This is a genomic window from Actinomadura citrea (assembly GCF_013409045.1).
Classification (GTDB): domain Bacteria; phylum Actinomycetota; class Actinomycetes; order Streptosporangiales; family Streptosporangiaceae; genus Spirillospora; species Spirillospora citrea.
In genome coordinates this window covers 5,677,139-5,691,925 of sequence record NZ_JACCBT010000001.1, presented here as the reverse complement: position 1 = coordinate 5,691,925, position 14,787 = coordinate 5,677,139, and the positions used below count along the sequence as shown (strand labels likewise).

Here is a 14,787-nt window from a genome sequence, read left to right as displayed (position 1 = left end):
GTGAGGGACAGCGAACCGGTCGTCGTCGTGGGCGCGGGTCCCGTCGGCCTGGTCACGGCGCTGCTGCTGGCGCGGCACGGGGTGCCGTCCGTGGTGCTGGAGGCCGCCGCCCGCCGCGACCCGTCCGGGTCCCGGGCGATCTGCTTCCAGCGCGACGTCCTCGACGTGCTCGACCGGGTCGGGTGCGCCGAACCGATGATCGCGCGCGGCGTGACGTGGACGACCGGCCGCACCTACTACCGCGGGGACGAACTGTTCGCCGTCACCTTCCCCGACGCCGGACGCAGCGCCGTGCCGCCCTGGATCAACATCTCCCAGGCGGAGGTCGAGGCGTGGCTGCGAGACCGGGCCGCGGCCGAACCGCTGGTGGAGGTCCGGTACGGGCAGCGCGTCACCGGGCTGCGCCAGGACGGGGACGGAGTCGAGGCCCGCTCCGAGGGAACCGCCGGGGTCACCGTGCGCGGCACCCATCTGGTCGGCGCGGACGGCGGGCACAGCGCCGTCCGGGACCTGCTCGGCATCGGCTTCCCCGGCCGCACCTTCACCGACCGGTTCCTCATCTGCGACATCCGGGCGGACCTGCCGTTCCCGAGCGAGCGGCGGTTCTTCTTCGACCCCGAATGGAACCCCGGGCGCCAGGTCCTGGTCCACCAGTGCCCGGACGGGACGTGGCGCATCGACTGGCAGGTCCCCGCCGACCACGACCTCGACGCCGAGCGCGGGTCGGGGGCGCTGGACGCCCGCATCCGCAGGATCACCGGGGACGTCCCGTACGAGGTCGTGTGGGCCACCGTGTACCGGTTCCACGAGCGGTGCGCGGCGGCGTTCGCGTCCGGTCGCGCGTTCCTGGCCGGGGACGCCGCCCACGTCTACGCGCCGTTCGGCGCCCGCGGCCTGAACTCCGGCGTGCAGGACGCGGAGAACCTCGCCTGGAAGCTCGCGTTCGTCCGGCACGGCTGGGCCCCGCCCGCGCTGCTGCGCAGCTACGACGCCGAGCGCCGGGCCGCCGCCGGGGAGAACCTGCGGGTGACCACGCGGACGATGGAGTTCCTCGTGCCGCAGACCGCGCGGCAGCGGGCCCGGCGGCTGGAGGCCCTGGAGGCGGCCCGGACGCACCCGGACCCCCGCACGATCATCGACTCGGGGAGGCTCGCCGAGCCGTTCTGGTACCTGGACTCGCCGCTGACGACCCCGGCCGGGCCGGTGGAGGACTTCCCGCGCGGTCCCGGGCTCGTCCGCCCGCCGCTGCCGGGCGTCCTCTGCCCGGACGGCCCGTGCGTCGTGGACGGCGAGCCGACCCGCCTGCGCCGCCTGTTCGGCACGCGGTTCGTGGTCCTCACCCAGGGCGTGCACGGCGGAGGATTGCCGACCGGCGTCCCGCACCAGGTCCTCGCGCTGGACTCCATCGACGCCGACGGGGTGCTGCGGACGGCCCTGCACGCCGGCCCGGACACGGTGCACATCGTCCGCCCGGACGGCCACCTTGCCGCCGTGCTGCCGGCCTACGACCCCGCGGCCGCGGTCGCGGCCCTGCACCGCGCCTGCGGGCGCTCCTAGCCGGCGTCCAGGACGGCGCGGGCCGCGTTGTGGCCGGGGATCCCGCTGACGCCTCCGCCCCGCCTGGCGCCCGCGCCGCACAGCAGCACGCGCGGGTGCTCGGTCTCGACGCCCCACCGCCCGCGTTCCCCGGCCGCCTCCGCGAACGGCCACGACAGATCGCGGTGGAAGATGTGCCCACCCGGGAGGCCGACTCCGTTCTCCAGGTCGACGGGCGTCTTGGCTTCCAGACACGGCGTGCCGTCCGGGGCGCGCAGGAGGCAGTCCTCGATCGGCTCGGCGAGCACCGCGTCGAACGACGCCAGCGTCGCGCGCAACGCCGCGGCGCGCGACCCTTCGGGGTCCGACCGGAACAGCCGCGCCGGCATGTGCAGGCCGAACAGCGTCAGGGTGTGCGCCCCGGCCTCCCGCAGTTCCGGTCCGAGGATGGACGGGTCGGTCAGCGAATGGCAGTAGACCTCGGCGGGCGGGACGGCCGGAACGCGGCCGTCGCGGGCTTCGCGATAGGCCCTGTCGATCTGCTCCCGGCCCTCGTTGATGTGGAAGGTGCCCGCGAACGCCTCCTCCGGCCGGACGGACGGGTCGCGCAGCCGCGGCAGCCGCGAGAGCACCATGTTCACCTTCAGCTGCGACCCCTCGGCCGAGCTCTCACGCGGCATGTTGACCAGCACCCATCTGGCCGAGACCGCGTGCTCTGCGCCGTCCGCGTCCCGGAACGTCACCTCTCCGGCCGGGTCGACGTGCAGGACCTCCATGCCGGAGCGCAGCTCGGCCCCGGCGGCGCGGGCGGCGTCGGCCAGGGCGCCGGTCACCGCGCCCATGCCGCCGACCGGCACGTTCCAGTCGCCGGTCCCGTTCCCGATGACGTGGTAGAGGAAGCACCGGTTGGCCAGGAGCGCGGGATCGCGGGTGTCGGCGAACGTGCCGATCAGCGCGTCGGTGAGGACGACGCCGCGCACGGTGTCGTCGGTGAAGCGCTCGTCCACGACGTCCCCGATGGGGCGCTCGAACAGGTCGCGCCACGCCTCCCCGTCGTCCACCGCCTCCCGGAGCCCGGCGCGGTCGCGCAGCGGTTCCAGCAGGGTCGGCGCGACGCGTTCGGCGACGCGAGCGGCCATCGCGTAGAACCTCCGCCATGCGTCGGCGTCGGCCCTGAGGGACGCCGCCGTCCGCGCGGGATCCTCGTTGTCGATCAGCAGGCCGCCGTCGCCGACCGGCGTGTACGACGCGAACCGCCGGCCGCGCAGCTCGACGCGCAGGCCGAGGTCCCGGACGATCCGCGACGGCAGCAGGCTCACCAGGTAGGAGTACCGCGAGAGCAGGGCGTCCACGCCGGGGAAGACGCGCGCCGAGACGGCCAGCCCGCCGAAGTGCCCGAGCCGTTCCAGCACCAGCACGCGCTTGCCGGCGCGCGCCAGGTAGGCGGCCGCGACCAGGCCGTTGTGCCCGCCGCCCGTGATGATCACGTCGTACATGCCCTCAGAAAACCACACGGGTCGCCGGATGCGGGGAAATCCGTTGGCCGGTGCGGCCGCCGGGAGGAAGATGGGGCGAATGAAGATCCGGCTTTCTGGGGGAGTGGTGGCGTCCGGGCGCCATGCCTGGATCGCCCGGCCCTCCGGACCGCGACGGCTGCTGGACCAGGCGGACGCGCGGCCGGGGACGCCCGTCGCGCTGGGACCCGAGCGGGCTCCTGCCGGGGACGTGGCGAACGCCGTCCGGGAGCTGTCGCTGCTCGTCGCCGACGGGGGCGCCGTCGCCGCGGGCGCGGGAGTCGACCTTGGCGGCGGGTTCCGTTCCGCGCGGCTGGACGGGGCGCGCGGGGACCAGCGGGACGCCGTCCTGGCCGCGCTCCGGACCGTCGGCCTCCACGGCGCGGACCGCCTCGGCGAGCGGGCCGGGGTGCTCGTCGCGCTCTTCGGCCCCGCGGTCACCAGGCGTGTCGGCGCGGCCGCCGCGCGGGCCGCCGAGGAGGGGCGCTGGGCGGCGCTGCACCTGGCGTCCGCGGCCAGCGACGTCCTCGGCCCCGAGCAGCTCGAACGGGTGCTCGCGCTGGAGGCGCCCGAAGGCGTCGACCTCACCCCCGGCGGATCGCCGTCGGTGCTCGCGGGGTACCTGCGGCGGGTGTTGGAGCAGGTGTCCCCGCCCCGCAGGCTCGCGCTGATCCTGGACCTGTGGGAGCGGGTCGCCGAGCGCCGGACGGGGCTCGCCCGCCGGGACGCGCGACTGGCGACGCAGAGCCGCCGCGACCGGGTCGCCGACCTGCGCAAGCGCCGCCGCCACGACGACGACGAGCACATCTTGTGGCAGGTGCGCATTGACCTGGAGAACGAGCAGCCCTCGCTCGCCGACATCGCGCGCTGGACCCCCGGCCGCTGGTACTGGCACGAGCGCCTCCAGCGCGTCTTCGCGGACGCGATCGCCGCCACCGCGCTGCTCCGGACCGCCGCTGCCGTCGCCGACCACGGCCTGGAGGACGGCCTTGAGCGGTCGGCCCCGGTGCTGCGCGCGGCCGCGACCCTGATGCCCGACTGGGCCGCAGGGAAGGCGGCACGGCGCGTGCCGGGGCTGACCGGCCTCCCCGTGCGTCCCGGCGCCTACGTCCGCGACCTCGCGCGCAGGCTGGCCGCCGGCAAGCCGATGGACGCCAAGTTCGCCGCCTACACGAGGCCGCGCCTGGCCTGCGCCCGCGACTTCGCGCTCGTCGTCATCGAGGACGTCGGACGTGTGATGGGCGACATGGTCGGGACGCACGACGACCTGCTGCGCGAGTGGTCGCCCAGCCTGCAGAGCTGGCGCGAGGGGGCCGGGTACGGCCGCCCTCCGGCCGAGTGGGACGGCATCGCGCCGTGGACCGGGCCGATGCTGGGAGACCTCGAACCGCTGCGCCGCAGGCTCACCCCCGATCAGGACCCGGCGACCGCGGAGACCGCCGCCGACCTCCTCTGGTACGCCGACCTGGTCGACGCCCTCGCCCGGCTGTACGGGCACGAGCGGGCGCAGCCCACCCCCGGTACCGGCGATCCGTGGTTCGACCACGACCCGCCTCCGGCCGGCGAGCCGCTGACCCCGCGCCTCGACTCGGTCATGGGCGCGGTCTCCGGTGCGGCGCAGCTGGTCGCGCTCGGGGGCGTCCCGCCCGGGGCGCCCCGCACGTGGGCGGCCCTCACCGCGGGCCTGATGTCGGCGACCGCGATCGCCGAGGCGCTCACCGGCGACTTCGCCGTCCCGGCGCCGCTCGCCGCGCTGGACGGCGCGGCCGTCCCCGGGACCCCTCTCCGGCTCAAGATCGCCCGCAGTGCCCGGGACGTCGCCGGATGGGCGGACTACATGGGCAACTGCATCGCGGGACCCGCCTACGTCGAGGAGGCCAGGGAGGGCCGCAGCGGACTCGCGGGCCTCTACGACGCCGACGGCCTGCTGGTCGTGAACGCGGAGCTGGTCGCGCTGCGGCCCGCGTCCCGGGGCTGGCGCGTCGCCGAGATCGCGGCGAGGTTCAACGACGCGCCGGACGAGGCCCTCGAACAGCGGTTCCGCGAATGGGTCGCCGCGCTACCCGGTGCCGTCAGGGACGAGACCGAGCAGGCGCCCGACGAGCTCCCGCCGGTGCGTCCGGCGCGGCGGCGCGCCGCGCCCCGCCTCGTCGAGGAGGTGGGCCCCGCCCTCGGCGAGCTCGTGCTCCGGTCGTGGGCGCAGGCCGCCCCGGAGGCGCTCGGCGCCCTGTCCGCCGTGGCCGGGACCGGGCCGGACGCCGCGCTCGTGCGGCTGCGCCGCTTCGGCGGCCCGCAGCTCACCGGGGCCGTCGGCCGCGCCCTGGACGAGGGCGCCACCGATCTGGTCCGGCTCTGGACGGCCTCCGGCCTCCGCCCCCTGCGCTCCGCGCTCGACGCCCTCGACCCGGCGCTGCGGGGCCGCTTCGACCAGCTTCCGCTCCTGCTCGGCGAGCCGCCGCTGCCGAAGACGCTGCGCAGGCTCGTCAAGCTCCCCGCCGTCGCCGACGCCTATTCCCTCGACCTGGTGGCGCGCCGCGTCCGCCGCGCGATCGGGCTCCTCGCCGTCCGGGACGACCCGGTCATCGCCCGCGCCTTCGCGAAGCCGACGGCCGAGCCGCTGCTGTGCGCGCTGAGCATCGCCACCACCTGCGCCGCGCCGGACATCCGCCTCGTCTCCGTGGCGCCGCCGCGCACCACCTCCGTCCCCGGCTACCCCGCCACGACGCTGGAGGACGAGGAGGGCCCCTGGCAGCGGGCCCTGCCCGCCGCGCGCGAGCTGGGAACCGACACCGCCGTGTTCTGGGACGAGATCGCCGAGCACGGCCTCCGCGTCCCGGAGTCCTGGCTGGCGCACGGCGGCTGGGCGGCGCTCTGGTCCCGCGCGCACACCCACCGCCGCTGATCCGCGCGGCCCGCCTCGGAGCCCCGGAAAGGTGCTACGGGCGCGGGGCCGGCCGGCGGAAGATGGTGACGGAGTACCCGACCTCGTCGATCGGCTCGCTGCCGCGGATCAGCGGCATCAGCCGCGGGTCGTTCTTGACGATCCAGCTGTCGGAGACCACCAGCAGCCCGCGCACCTCGCCGGGCGGTGCGGTGAGCGGGTCGCGCGCGCGGATGCCGTAGGCGGACGGGACGCCACTGCCCTTGAAGACCAGCCAGACCGGCTCGCCCGGATACCGCTCCCGGAGGCGGTCGGCGAGCCGTCCGAGGTCCTGGCCCCAGTCGACGTTGGAGTCGTGCAGGCGCAGGTGGGTCTTGGACGGGCCGCCGAACGCCTCGTTGGAGTACGGCAGGTAGTAGGGGAAGGCCCGCAGCGAGCTGACCGCGACGAACAGCAGCAGCGCGACCGTCGCGGCCCCGGCCCACCGCCACCGGACGAGGACCGCGCCGCCCGCCGCCACCGCCAGGAAGAGCGGGACGACGATGGCGTAACGGACGCCGAGGTCGCGCGACCCGGTCATCGCCACCGCCAGCAGCACGGCCGTGGGCGCGAGCAGGTACGGCGCCGCCGGACGCAGCCGGGGCAGCGCCGCCATCGCGGCGACGCCCGCCGCCCACAGGACGAGCATGCCCAGCGGCGTCTTCACCAGTAGCGCGGCGGGCAGGTAGTACCAGCGAGAGCCCCGGTAGACGTCACCGAACAGGAAGCCCGTCCACCGCATGTTCTCGAATCCGAACTGCGCGCGCATCCCGTCCTGGAAGGGCCGGGGGAACGGCAGCCAGCCTGCGGCGAGCCCGCGCAGCCCCCCGACGGACGGCAGGTCGGCGGGCGCCGCCCAGCGCAGGCGCGGGTCAACGGCGAGGTAGCTCGCCCACACCACCGCGACGGCCAGGACGCCGGCCCCGGCCGCCGACAGCACCGCGGTCGCCACGGGACGGCGCGGCGGGCGGGACGTCCAGACCGACACCGCCGCCAGGACGAGGAGCACCGGCAGCGCGGGAAGCGCGCTCATCTTGGTCGCCATGGCCGCGCCGAGCGCCACCCCGGCGAGCGGCAGGTAGAGCCGCGGCCTGCGCCTGGCGCGCCAGAGCAGCCACACCGACGTCAGCAGGAGACCGGCCGCGGGGACGTCCAGCGTGGCGAGCGACCCGTGCGCGATGACGTCGGGGGAGAAGGCGTAGAGGGCCAGTGCGGCCAGGCCGCCGGCCGAACCGGCGAGGTCGCGGGCGAACGCGAAGACCACCAGCCCGAACAGCAGGGTCAGCGCGATGACGGGCAGCCGCCCGGCGAGCAGCACCCGTTGCGCGTCGTTGCCCCACCGGTACAGGAACTGCCTTCCGAGCCTGTAGTCGCTGCCGGTGAAGGGGGCGCGCAGGTGCGGGCCGGCGAGCATGGCCCCGGCCCCGATGACCAGCTTGCCGAGCGGCGGGTGCTCGGCGTTGTGGCGCAGGTCGTGCTGGCGGAGGTAGACCACGCCGGTGCTGATGTAGACGGGCTCGTCGACGGTCGGGCTCTGCTGCACGGCCGTGGTGACCATCGCGGCGGCCATCTGGGCCAGCAGCGCCGCCACGACCGCCGCGAGCAGCCAGCGCCGGTGCAGCGCGCGGAACCGGCCCGGCGGCTGCTCGGCCGAAGGCGCCGCGGGCCGTCCGGGCTCCGCGGACAAGGAGGTCACGCCGCCACCCTTCCCGGAGACCGTCCCCCCGATCTCCGTTCAGCCTCCGAACGCGGTCAAGAATCGGTCGCGGAAGGCGCTCATCGGCCACACCGGGGTGTCCCTGCCGGGGCGCAGGCCTTCCTGCCAGCCCCACCCGGAGATCCGGTCCAGGACGGCGCCGTCCTTCGCCACGATGGTGATCGGGACGTCCCGGCCCGCGCCCGGCCCGGTGATGAGCGGCGCGGGCTGGTGGTCGCCGAGGAAGACCAGCACGGTGTCCTTGTCGCCGTAGGTCTCCAGGTAGGAGACGAGCGTGTTCAGCGTGTACTCGATCGACGTGCGGTACTCGGCGCGGATGCGGCCGGGCGCGGGCCACGCGGCGTCATAGCCCTTGCCCATCCCGTTGAAGACCGAGCCGTCGCCGACCTGGTCCCACGGGACGAGCCGCGGGATGGACGCCCACGGGGCGTGGCTGGACACCAGCGCCGTCTCCGCCATCACCGGCGCCCGGTCCTCCTTCGCCAGCTCGGTGCGCTGGAGCGTCGACAGGGTGTACTGGTCGGGCATCGTGGCGAAGCTGAAACGCGGTCCGCGGTAGCCGAGGTTCCGGTCGTCGTAGACCGTGTCGTAGCCGTAGAAGGACGCCTCCGGCCAGGCCCGCGTGATCGCCGGCATGAGCGCCACCGTCCGGGAGTCCGCGCGGTGGAACGCCCCGTTCAGCGTCAGCCGGTCGCTGTTCACCAGGGCGCGGTACCGCTGCTGGTTGTTCACCCACAGGCCCGACAGCAGCGTGGCGTGCGCCAGCCAGCTGCCGCCGCCCGCCGTCGAGGACGTGAGCCAGCCGCTGCGCGCGGAGAAACCCGCCTTGCGGAGCCGCTGCGTCCCCTGGTCGAGCACGGCGCCGACCTGCGGCGCGTACTGCGGGCTCTCCACGGCCGACCGCCCGTAGCTCTCCACGAACGCCAGGACCACGTCCTTTCCGCGCAGCCCGGTCAGCAGCTTGTCGGAGGGCGTGTCGCGGAATCCGTCGACGGCGGCGGCCTTGGCGAACTCCTTGCGGTCGTTCAGGCTCGTCCGCACCTGCCGCGCGTGGTCGTAGGCGAGGACCGCCGCGCTCCTGGACGCCACCGGCACACCGTGGACGAACTGCGCCCCGAGCACGGCGCAGGCGAGCCAGACCGTCCCCAGCACACCGGCGGCCCAGGACGCCGGGCGTCGGTGCCGGACCGCCACGCCGCTCAGCCGCAGCGTCGACAGCGCCGTCAGCACGACCACCGCGACCGCCAGCGCCACCGCCAGCACGACGGCCGCGACCGCCCCCGCCTGCCCGGACGACTCCTTGACGAACTCCACGGCCGGACCCAGCAGCGGCCAGTCCAGCACCAGGTCGAACGGCCGGACGAGCACCGCGTCGAACCCGATGTCCAGCACCTTCAGCACGAGCACCAGCCCGAGGACGGCGCCCGCCGCGCCCGCCGCGTACCGTCTCGCCTTGGCCGGGAGCACGAGGACCAGTGCGACGCCGACCACGCCCTCGATCGGGACGCGCACGAACGCCCCCGGGGCCAGGCGGGCGAACTCGGCCGGCGCGACCAGCGCGACCAGCACGAGCAGGAACGCCGCTCCGGTCACCGTCCTCGCCGCGACCCGCCGCCGCCTCGACGGCACACCCGCCTCAGGGGCGTCGGCCGGCACGTCCTCGTCTGTGGTCCGCTCCAAGCGGCTGTCAGTGGTCAGCTCGTCCTCCCGGGTTCGGCCCTGCGCCGCGCACGCGACACCTCACAGCACGTCCACCCCACGGCCGCGGGTTCAATGGATTTCATCTTCTCGGGTCCGGGATGTCGAGAACGTGGGCGCCGCTCCGATCCAATGGTGAAGGCGCCACGGGGGCGCCGGCCTAGGAGGCACCGCAATGAGCAAGGTCACCTGTGACATCGGGGTATCGGTCGACGGTTTCGCCGCGGGCCCGAACCAGCGACTGGAAGAGCCGCTCGGCGACGGCGGCGAGCGGCTGCACCGGTGGATGTTCGAGGAGCAGGAGGCCAACGCCGAGGCGATCGCGAAGATCACCTCGGCGGGGGCCTACATCATGGGGCGCCACATGTTCGGCCCCGACCGCGGCCCGTCGTGGGACCCGGACTGGACGGGCTGGTGGGGCGACGAGCCGCCCTACCACGCGCCGGTGTTCGTGCTGACGCACCACCCGCGCGAGAGCGTCGAGATGAAGGGCGGCACGACGTTCCACTTCGTCACCGAGGGGATCGAGTCGGCGCTGGCCCGGGCGCGGGCCGCCGCGGGGGACGGGGACGTCGCGATCGCCGGGGGAGCGAGCACGGTGAACCAGTACCTCGCGGCGGGCCTGCTGGAGGAGCTGCGCCTGCACATCGCCCCCATCGTCCTCGGGGCGGGCGAGCGCCTGTTCGAGGGCGTCGGCGACCTGGCGCTGGAGCCGGTCGCCGCGTCACGGACGCCCCTGGTCACCCACGTGACCTATCGCGTCGGCCGCCCGCTCGGATGACGTGCAGCAGCCGGGCGACCTCGGCGGCGACCGCGTCGCGGCCGGCGGAGACGTAGCGGCGCGGGTCGACCAGGCCGGGATCGGCGTCCAGCCGCTCCCGGACGGCCGCGGTGAACACCTTGTTCAGCTGCGTCGCCACGTTGATCTTGGTCATGCCGTGCTCGACGGCGGCGGCGAGCCCGTCGTCGGGTACCCCGGACGACCCGTGCAGGACCAGCGGGACGGGCACCGCCGCGCGCAACCGGGCGATGAGCGCGAGATCGAGCACGGTGTCGCGGGTCAGCATCGCGTGGGACGTGCCGACCGCGACGGCCAGGGCGTCCACGCCGGTGGCGGCCACGTACCCGGCGGCCTCCTCCGGGTCGGTGCGGGCGTGCGGGGCGTGCACGCCGTCCTTCCCGCCGATCTCGCCGAGCTCCGCCTCGACCCACACCCCCTCGGCCCGGCAGCGGGCGGCGACCTCCGCCGTGCTCGCCACGTTCGCCTCGTGGGAGAGGCCGGACGCGTCGAACATCACCGACCCGAACCCGAGGGCGACCGCCTCGCGGGCGAGGTCCGCCGAGGTGGCGTGGTCCAGGTGGACGACGACCGGGACCGACGCGGCACGGCCGAGCGCCAGCACCGCACGCCCGATCGGGGCGAGCGCGCCGTGGTAGGCGACGCAGTTCTCGCTGACCTGGAGCACCACGGGCGCGCCCGCCCGCTCCGCGCCGGCGACGATCGCCTCGGCGTGCTCCAGCTGGATCACGTTGAACGCCCCCAGCCCGCGGCCCTGCGCGGCCGGTGCGGCGATGACCTCACTCATGGGGGCGAGCGGCATGGTTCTCCTCGGTCCGGAGGGTGACGCGGGGCAGCAGCGCGGGGAGCCCGGCGGGATCGATCTCGCCGGCGACGGGGGAGCGGACCGCGCAGGCGGCCAGCGCGACGGCGCGGCGGAGGCGGTCCGGCCAGGGCAGGCCGGCGGCCAGGCCCGCCGCCAGCCCCGCCACGAGCGCGTCCCCCGCGCCCGTCGGGTTGCCCGGGACGGGACGGTCGAGCGCGGCGCGCAGGACGCCGTCCGGGGTCGCGGCGAGGACGCCGCCGGCGCCGAGCGAGGCGACGACGGCCCCCGCGCCCGCCTCGCGCAGCGCGCGGATCCCCGCGGCCGTGTCGCCGGTGCCGCTCGCGCGGGCCAGCTCCTCGGCGTTCGGCTTCACGATGCCGGGGGCTCCGGCGAGCCCGAGGCGCAGCGCCTCCCCGTCGGCGTCCAGGATCACCGGGCCGGGCGCGAGGCGGGCGAGCCGCGCGTAGGCGTCCGGGGGGACGCCAGGCGGAAGGCTCCCCGACAGGACGACCACGGCGGCGTCCCGGGCCAGGGACTCGAAGCCGGCGAGGAACGCCGCCCACTCGGCGCCGGTCACCTCCGGGCCCGGCTCGCAGAACATCGTCGCCTCGGCGCCGACGACGGTGACCGTCCGGCGCGACTCCGCGGCGACCGGGGTGAACGCGGTGGGCACGCCGAGGGAGCCGAGCCCCTCCTCGATGCGCCGCCCCGCGGCGCCGCCGGCCAGGCCGGCGGCCACGACCTCGTGTCCGAGGGCGTGCAGCACCCGGGCCACGTTGACGCCCTTGCCGCCGGGCCGCGAGTGCACCGCGGCCACCCGGTGGACCGCGCCGAGCCGCGCGTCCGGTACCTCGTAGGTGTCGTCGAGCGCGGCGTTCAGCGTGACCGTGAGGATCATGCCGCCGGACCGCCGGGCGCGGCGTCCAGGATGACCGAGCGGGTGAGATGGCGGGGACGCTCCGGGTCCAGGCCCGCCGCGCTCGCGCGGGCGACCGCGAGCCGCTGCACCCGGACCAGCTCGGCGAGCGGGTCGGCGCCCGCGGCGCGCAGCAGCCCGCCGGTCGCGGCCACCTCCTCGCCGAGGCCGTCCGGGAGGCCGCCGAACATCCACACCGCCCGGCCGGGGCCGGTGATGCTGATCGGCCCGTGCCGGTACTCCATCGCCGGGTAGGCCTCCGTCCAGAAGCACGCCGCCTCGCGCATCTTCAGGGCGGCCTCCTGCGCGAGGCCGACCGTCCAGCCGCGGCCGAGGAAGGTGATCTGCTCGACGTCCAGCAGCTCGGGCGGGACGGGGTCGGCCACCGCGTCCTCGGCGGCCGCGATGGCGGCCGTCAGGTCCTCGCCGAGGTGTGCGCGCAGCAGCGCCAGCTGGGTGGTGGCGAACCGGGTCTGCACGACCGACTCCTCGTCGGCGAAGTCGAGGACGATCAACCGGCCGGCGCTGCGGGACACCGGCGTGTCCGGGTCGGCGGTGATCGCGGTCGTCGGGACCGAGCCGCCGAGCCGGTCCAGGACGGCGAGGACCTCGGTCGTCGTCCCGGACCTGGTGAGCGCCAGCACCCGGTCGTAGCGGCGGCCGCGCGGCATCTCCGAGGCGGCGAACGCGTCGGTCTCCCCGTGCCCGGCGTCCTCCCGCAGCGCCGCGTACGCCTGCGCCATGAACAGGGAGGTGCCGCATCCGACGACCGCCACCCGCTCCCCGCGGGCCGGCAGCGCGTCCCGCAGTGCGTCGGCGAGCCCGGCGGCCCGCCGCCAGCACTCCGGCTGCGCGGCGATCTCGGTCATGATGCGGTTCCCGGCCATGAGCCCCTCCCGGAGTTCGATCTGTTCTGAGACTTTATGCTCACTACTGCTCGAAACAGAAGAGTAAAGAGCAGAAAACATCATGAACGTGCGGGGGGCTGCACCCGCACCACCCGGACGAAGCGCACGTCCAGGTCGCCGCCGGGGCCCGTCGCGATCCGGAAGTCGGTGCCGCCGCTGAGGCGGTTCGCGAACGCGGGCCGGGGGAGCCGGAACGTCGCGGTCTTCCACGCCCCGTCGCCCGTGCGGCGCACCGCCGGCGAGCGTCCGCCCTGGTGCTCGACCCACCAGTCGCCCCCGCCCGCGTCCCGGTACGTCACCTTGATCTGCACCGGCTCGTGCCGCCCGCGCAGGAACCGGTCGTCGAGATCGAAGTACAGGGACGTCTGCCCCTTCGCGCGGTCGGTGCGCAGTCCCTCGTAGGCGGTGCCGTTCTCCGGTCCGAGAACACCGCTGTGGACGTCGGCGGTGGAGCGGCGGGCCCTGCCGTCCGGACCGGCGTCCCGCTGCACGAGCCAGCGTTCGAGGTTGCGCACCCACGGGCGCCCGGGCCACTGACGGGCGCCGGTGAAAGGCCCCGTCGCGTTCTTCCAGTAGGTGTCCTCGGCATCGCGTAGCGCGGCCCACGCGTCCGGTGAATCGGAGGCGGTCTTGCCGATGCTCAGCCGCACCCATCTCCAATGCTGCGGATACTGCTTCATGTAGGACGGGCCCGGCACCACGTAGACCCAGTTCGTCCGCAGTTGCAGCGCCTTGAGGTTCGCCTGCCGGACGGCGTAGTACGGCTCGTCCGTGCGGTAACCGCAGTCGTTGAAGCACTCGTTCTCGGTGGCGGCGACATGCCGTCCGTCATGGACGGGCAGGGACTCGTCCACCGTCATGTGCCCGTCGGGCTCGATGCGGCTGCCGTAGGACGGAGCCTCGCTCAGATGGAAGTCGAACACCTCGGTGATGCCCGTCCGGATGCCGAGCCCCGCGTCGACGGCCTGCTTGGCGAACAGGTCCGTCTTCGACCCCCACGGCCCCCACGGATAGTCCTCGCCGGTGAACACGAGCTTGGTGCTGTAGGGCCCGAAGAGGGCGGTCAGATCCCGCCAGGCGTGCCGGTACCACGACCGGTACTCCTCGAACGTCAGCCCCTGCTCGGCCGCCTTGCCGACCATGTCGTAGTCGTACTCCGCCCACGTGAACGCGCCCGGGACGTAGACGAGCCGCAGCCGCGGGTCCGCGCGCAGGCCCTCGTCGACGAAGACCCTCCGGTAGAGCGCGAGCAGCCGTCCCCACACGCACTCGTTCCAGAGGGGCAGGTGGTACTGCCCGTCGTAGTCGGGGCCGAGCGGCTCGACGCCGCACTCGTCCGCCACCCATGCGGGCGCCCACCGCGAACCGCTGGCGAAGATGCGCACCCAGAAGGGCCGCCGGTCCGCGAGCTGTCGGCTGAGTGGCGGGAAGCCCATGTCCTGGGCGAGGCCGGCGGTGCGGGTGTCCAGCGTCCCTGGGCCGTCGGGCTGGAGCTGGCGCCAGCTCAGGTCCAGGCTGCGCGTGTCGACGCCGAACTCCGGGGCGGCCGTCTCGGAGAACAGCCCCGAGTTCGCCGACGGACGGACCCAGCCCGGCAGCGTCCAGTCATCGCCCGGCCGCACCCGCACGCCGCCGGACACCGCGCTCGTCGGCGCGGCGCCCGCCACGGTCGACAGGACCAGCAGCCCGGCGAGAACCGCCACGACCCTTTTCACGCCCGGCCTCCCGGCCCTTCGCCCTCCGCGCTTCCACATGCGCGTTTCCGTTCGAAAAACATGCTCATCCTTCTTGTATGAGCATGGAAGGGCAATCCGTGACCGGAGTACGCCGCCTACGGCAGCGGCGTCCCGACCACCCTGTTCGTCTTCGCGCCGCGAGGCGGGTCCGTACATGCCGCCCCGACCTCGTCGGCCACCTCTGATCCTCGGATCACCAGCCGACGGCGACGAGGAGGGGGGCGCGGGCTCCCTGCAG

The 14,787-nt window shown here is 75.1% G+C and carries 10 protein-coding genes; 3 read left to right on the top strand and 7 right to left on the bottom strand.

Translation table 11 applies throughout. The features are described from left to right. Positions 1–1,557, top strand: coding sequence for an FAD-dependent monooxygenase (locus tag BJ999_RS26440; RefSeq protein WP_179835774.1), 1,557 nt, complete (start codon positions 1–3; stop codon positions 1,555–1,557). Here the strand turns inward: BJ999_RS26440 and BJ999_RS26435 are convergent. After that, positions 1,554–3,032, bottom strand: coding sequence for a phytoene desaturase family protein (locus BJ999_RS26435; RefSeq protein WP_179835773.1), 1,479 nt, complete (start codon positions 3,030–3,032; stop codon positions 1,554–1,556). The two genes, BJ999_RS26440 and BJ999_RS26435, sit on opposite strands and share 4 nt — an antisense overlap. Positions 3,033–3,111: 79 nt before the next feature. Here BJ999_RS26435 and BJ999_RS26430 point away from each other — a divergent pair, with 79 nt between their 5' ends. Then, positions 3,112–5,952 (top strand): hypothetical protein, encoded by a 2,841-nt coding sequence (locus tag BJ999_RS26430; RefSeq protein ID WP_179835772.1) that lies wholly within the window; start codon positions 3,112–3,114, stop codon positions 5,950–5,952. Between the two features lie 34 nt (positions 5,953–5,986). Here the strand turns inward: BJ999_RS26430 and BJ999_RS26425 are convergent, their stop codons facing one another. Together BJ999_RS26425 and BJ999_RS26420 are read right to left on the bottom strand one after the other, a co-directional pair. Next, positions 5,987–7,666, bottom strand: a complete 1,680-nt coding sequence (locus BJ999_RS26425) for an ArnT family glycosyltransferase (protein WP_218935247.1) — start codon at positions 7,664–7,666, stop codon at positions 5,987–5,989. A gap of 39 nt (positions 7,667–7,705) precedes the next feature. Further along, positions 7,706–9,367 (bottom strand): alkaline phosphatase family protein, encoded by a 1,662-nt coding sequence (locus tag BJ999_RS26420; RefSeq protein ID WP_229810386.1) that lies wholly within the window; start codon positions 9,365–9,367, stop codon positions 7,706–7,708. A 193-nt stretch (positions 9,368–9,560) separates the two neighbouring features. On the opposite strand from BJ999_RS26420, the gene BJ999_RS26415 reads away from it, so the two are divergent. Then, on the top strand, positions 9,561–10,166 hold the full coding sequence (locus BJ999_RS26415; RefSeq protein WP_179835771.1) for a dihydrofolate reductase family protein: 606 nt from the start codon (positions 9,561–9,563) through the stop codon (positions 10,164–10,166). Here BJ999_RS26415 and BJ999_RS26410 read toward each other — a convergent pair. From BJ999_RS26410 to BJ999_RS26395, 4 genes are all read right to left on the bottom strand, one after another. Continuing rightward, complete coding sequence (locus BJ999_RS26410) at positions 10,126–10,971, bottom strand: class II fructose-bisphosphate aldolase (RefSeq protein ID WP_229810385.1); 846 nt, start codon at positions 10,969–10,971, stop codon at positions 10,126–10,128. The two genes, BJ999_RS26415 and BJ999_RS26410, sit on opposite strands and share 41 nt — an antisense overlap. Then, entirely contained in the window at positions 10,964–11,887 is a 924-nt protein-coding gene (locus BJ999_RS26405) for a 1-phosphofructokinase family hexose kinase (protein ID WP_179835769.1), read from the bottom strand. The genes BJ999_RS26410 and BJ999_RS26405 overlap by 8 nt, the downstream gene beginning before the upstream one ends. Continuing rightward, entirely contained in the window at positions 11,884–12,792 is a 909-nt protein-coding gene (locus tag BJ999_RS26400) for an SIS domain-containing protein (protein ID WP_218935246.1), read from the bottom strand. The genes BJ999_RS26405 and BJ999_RS26400 overlap by 4 nt, the downstream gene beginning before the upstream one ends. Positions 12,793–12,872: 80 nt before the next feature. Beyond that, complete coding sequence (locus BJ999_RS26395; RefSeq protein WP_179835768.1) at positions 12,873–14,528, bottom strand: hypothetical protein; 1,656 nt, start codon at positions 14,526–14,528, stop codon at positions 12,873–12,875. Between the last annotated feature and the right edge of the window lie 259 nt (positions 14,529–14,787).

What these genes read in the sequence shown, in the direction of transcription:
- BJ999_RS26415 (WP_179835771.1), top strand. Translation starts at nt 9,561, where the DNA reads ATGAGCAAGGTCACCTGTGACATCGGGGTATCGGTCGACGGTTTCGCC.
- BJ999_RS26410 (WP_229810385.1), bottom strand. Translation starts at nt 10,971, where the DNA reads ATGAGTGAGGTCATCGCCGCACCGGCCGCGCAGGGCCGCGGGCTGGGG.
- BJ999_RS26435 (WP_179835773.1), bottom strand. Translation starts at nt 3,032, where the DNA reads ATGTACGACGTGATCATCACGGGCGGCGGGCACAACGGCCTGGTCGCG.
- BJ999_RS26430 (WP_179835772.1), top strand. Translation starts at nt 3,112, where the DNA reads ATGAAGATCCGGCTTTCTGGGGGAGTGGTGGCGTCCGGGCGCCATGCC.
- BJ999_RS26400 (WP_218935246.1), bottom strand. Translation starts at nt 12,792, where the DNA reads ATGGCCGGGAACCGCATCATGACCGAGATCGCCGCGCAGCCGGAGTGC.
- BJ999_RS26405 (WP_179835769.1), bottom strand. Translation starts at nt 11,887, where the DNA reads ATGATCCTCACGGTCACGCTGAACGCCGCGCTCGACGACACCTACGAG.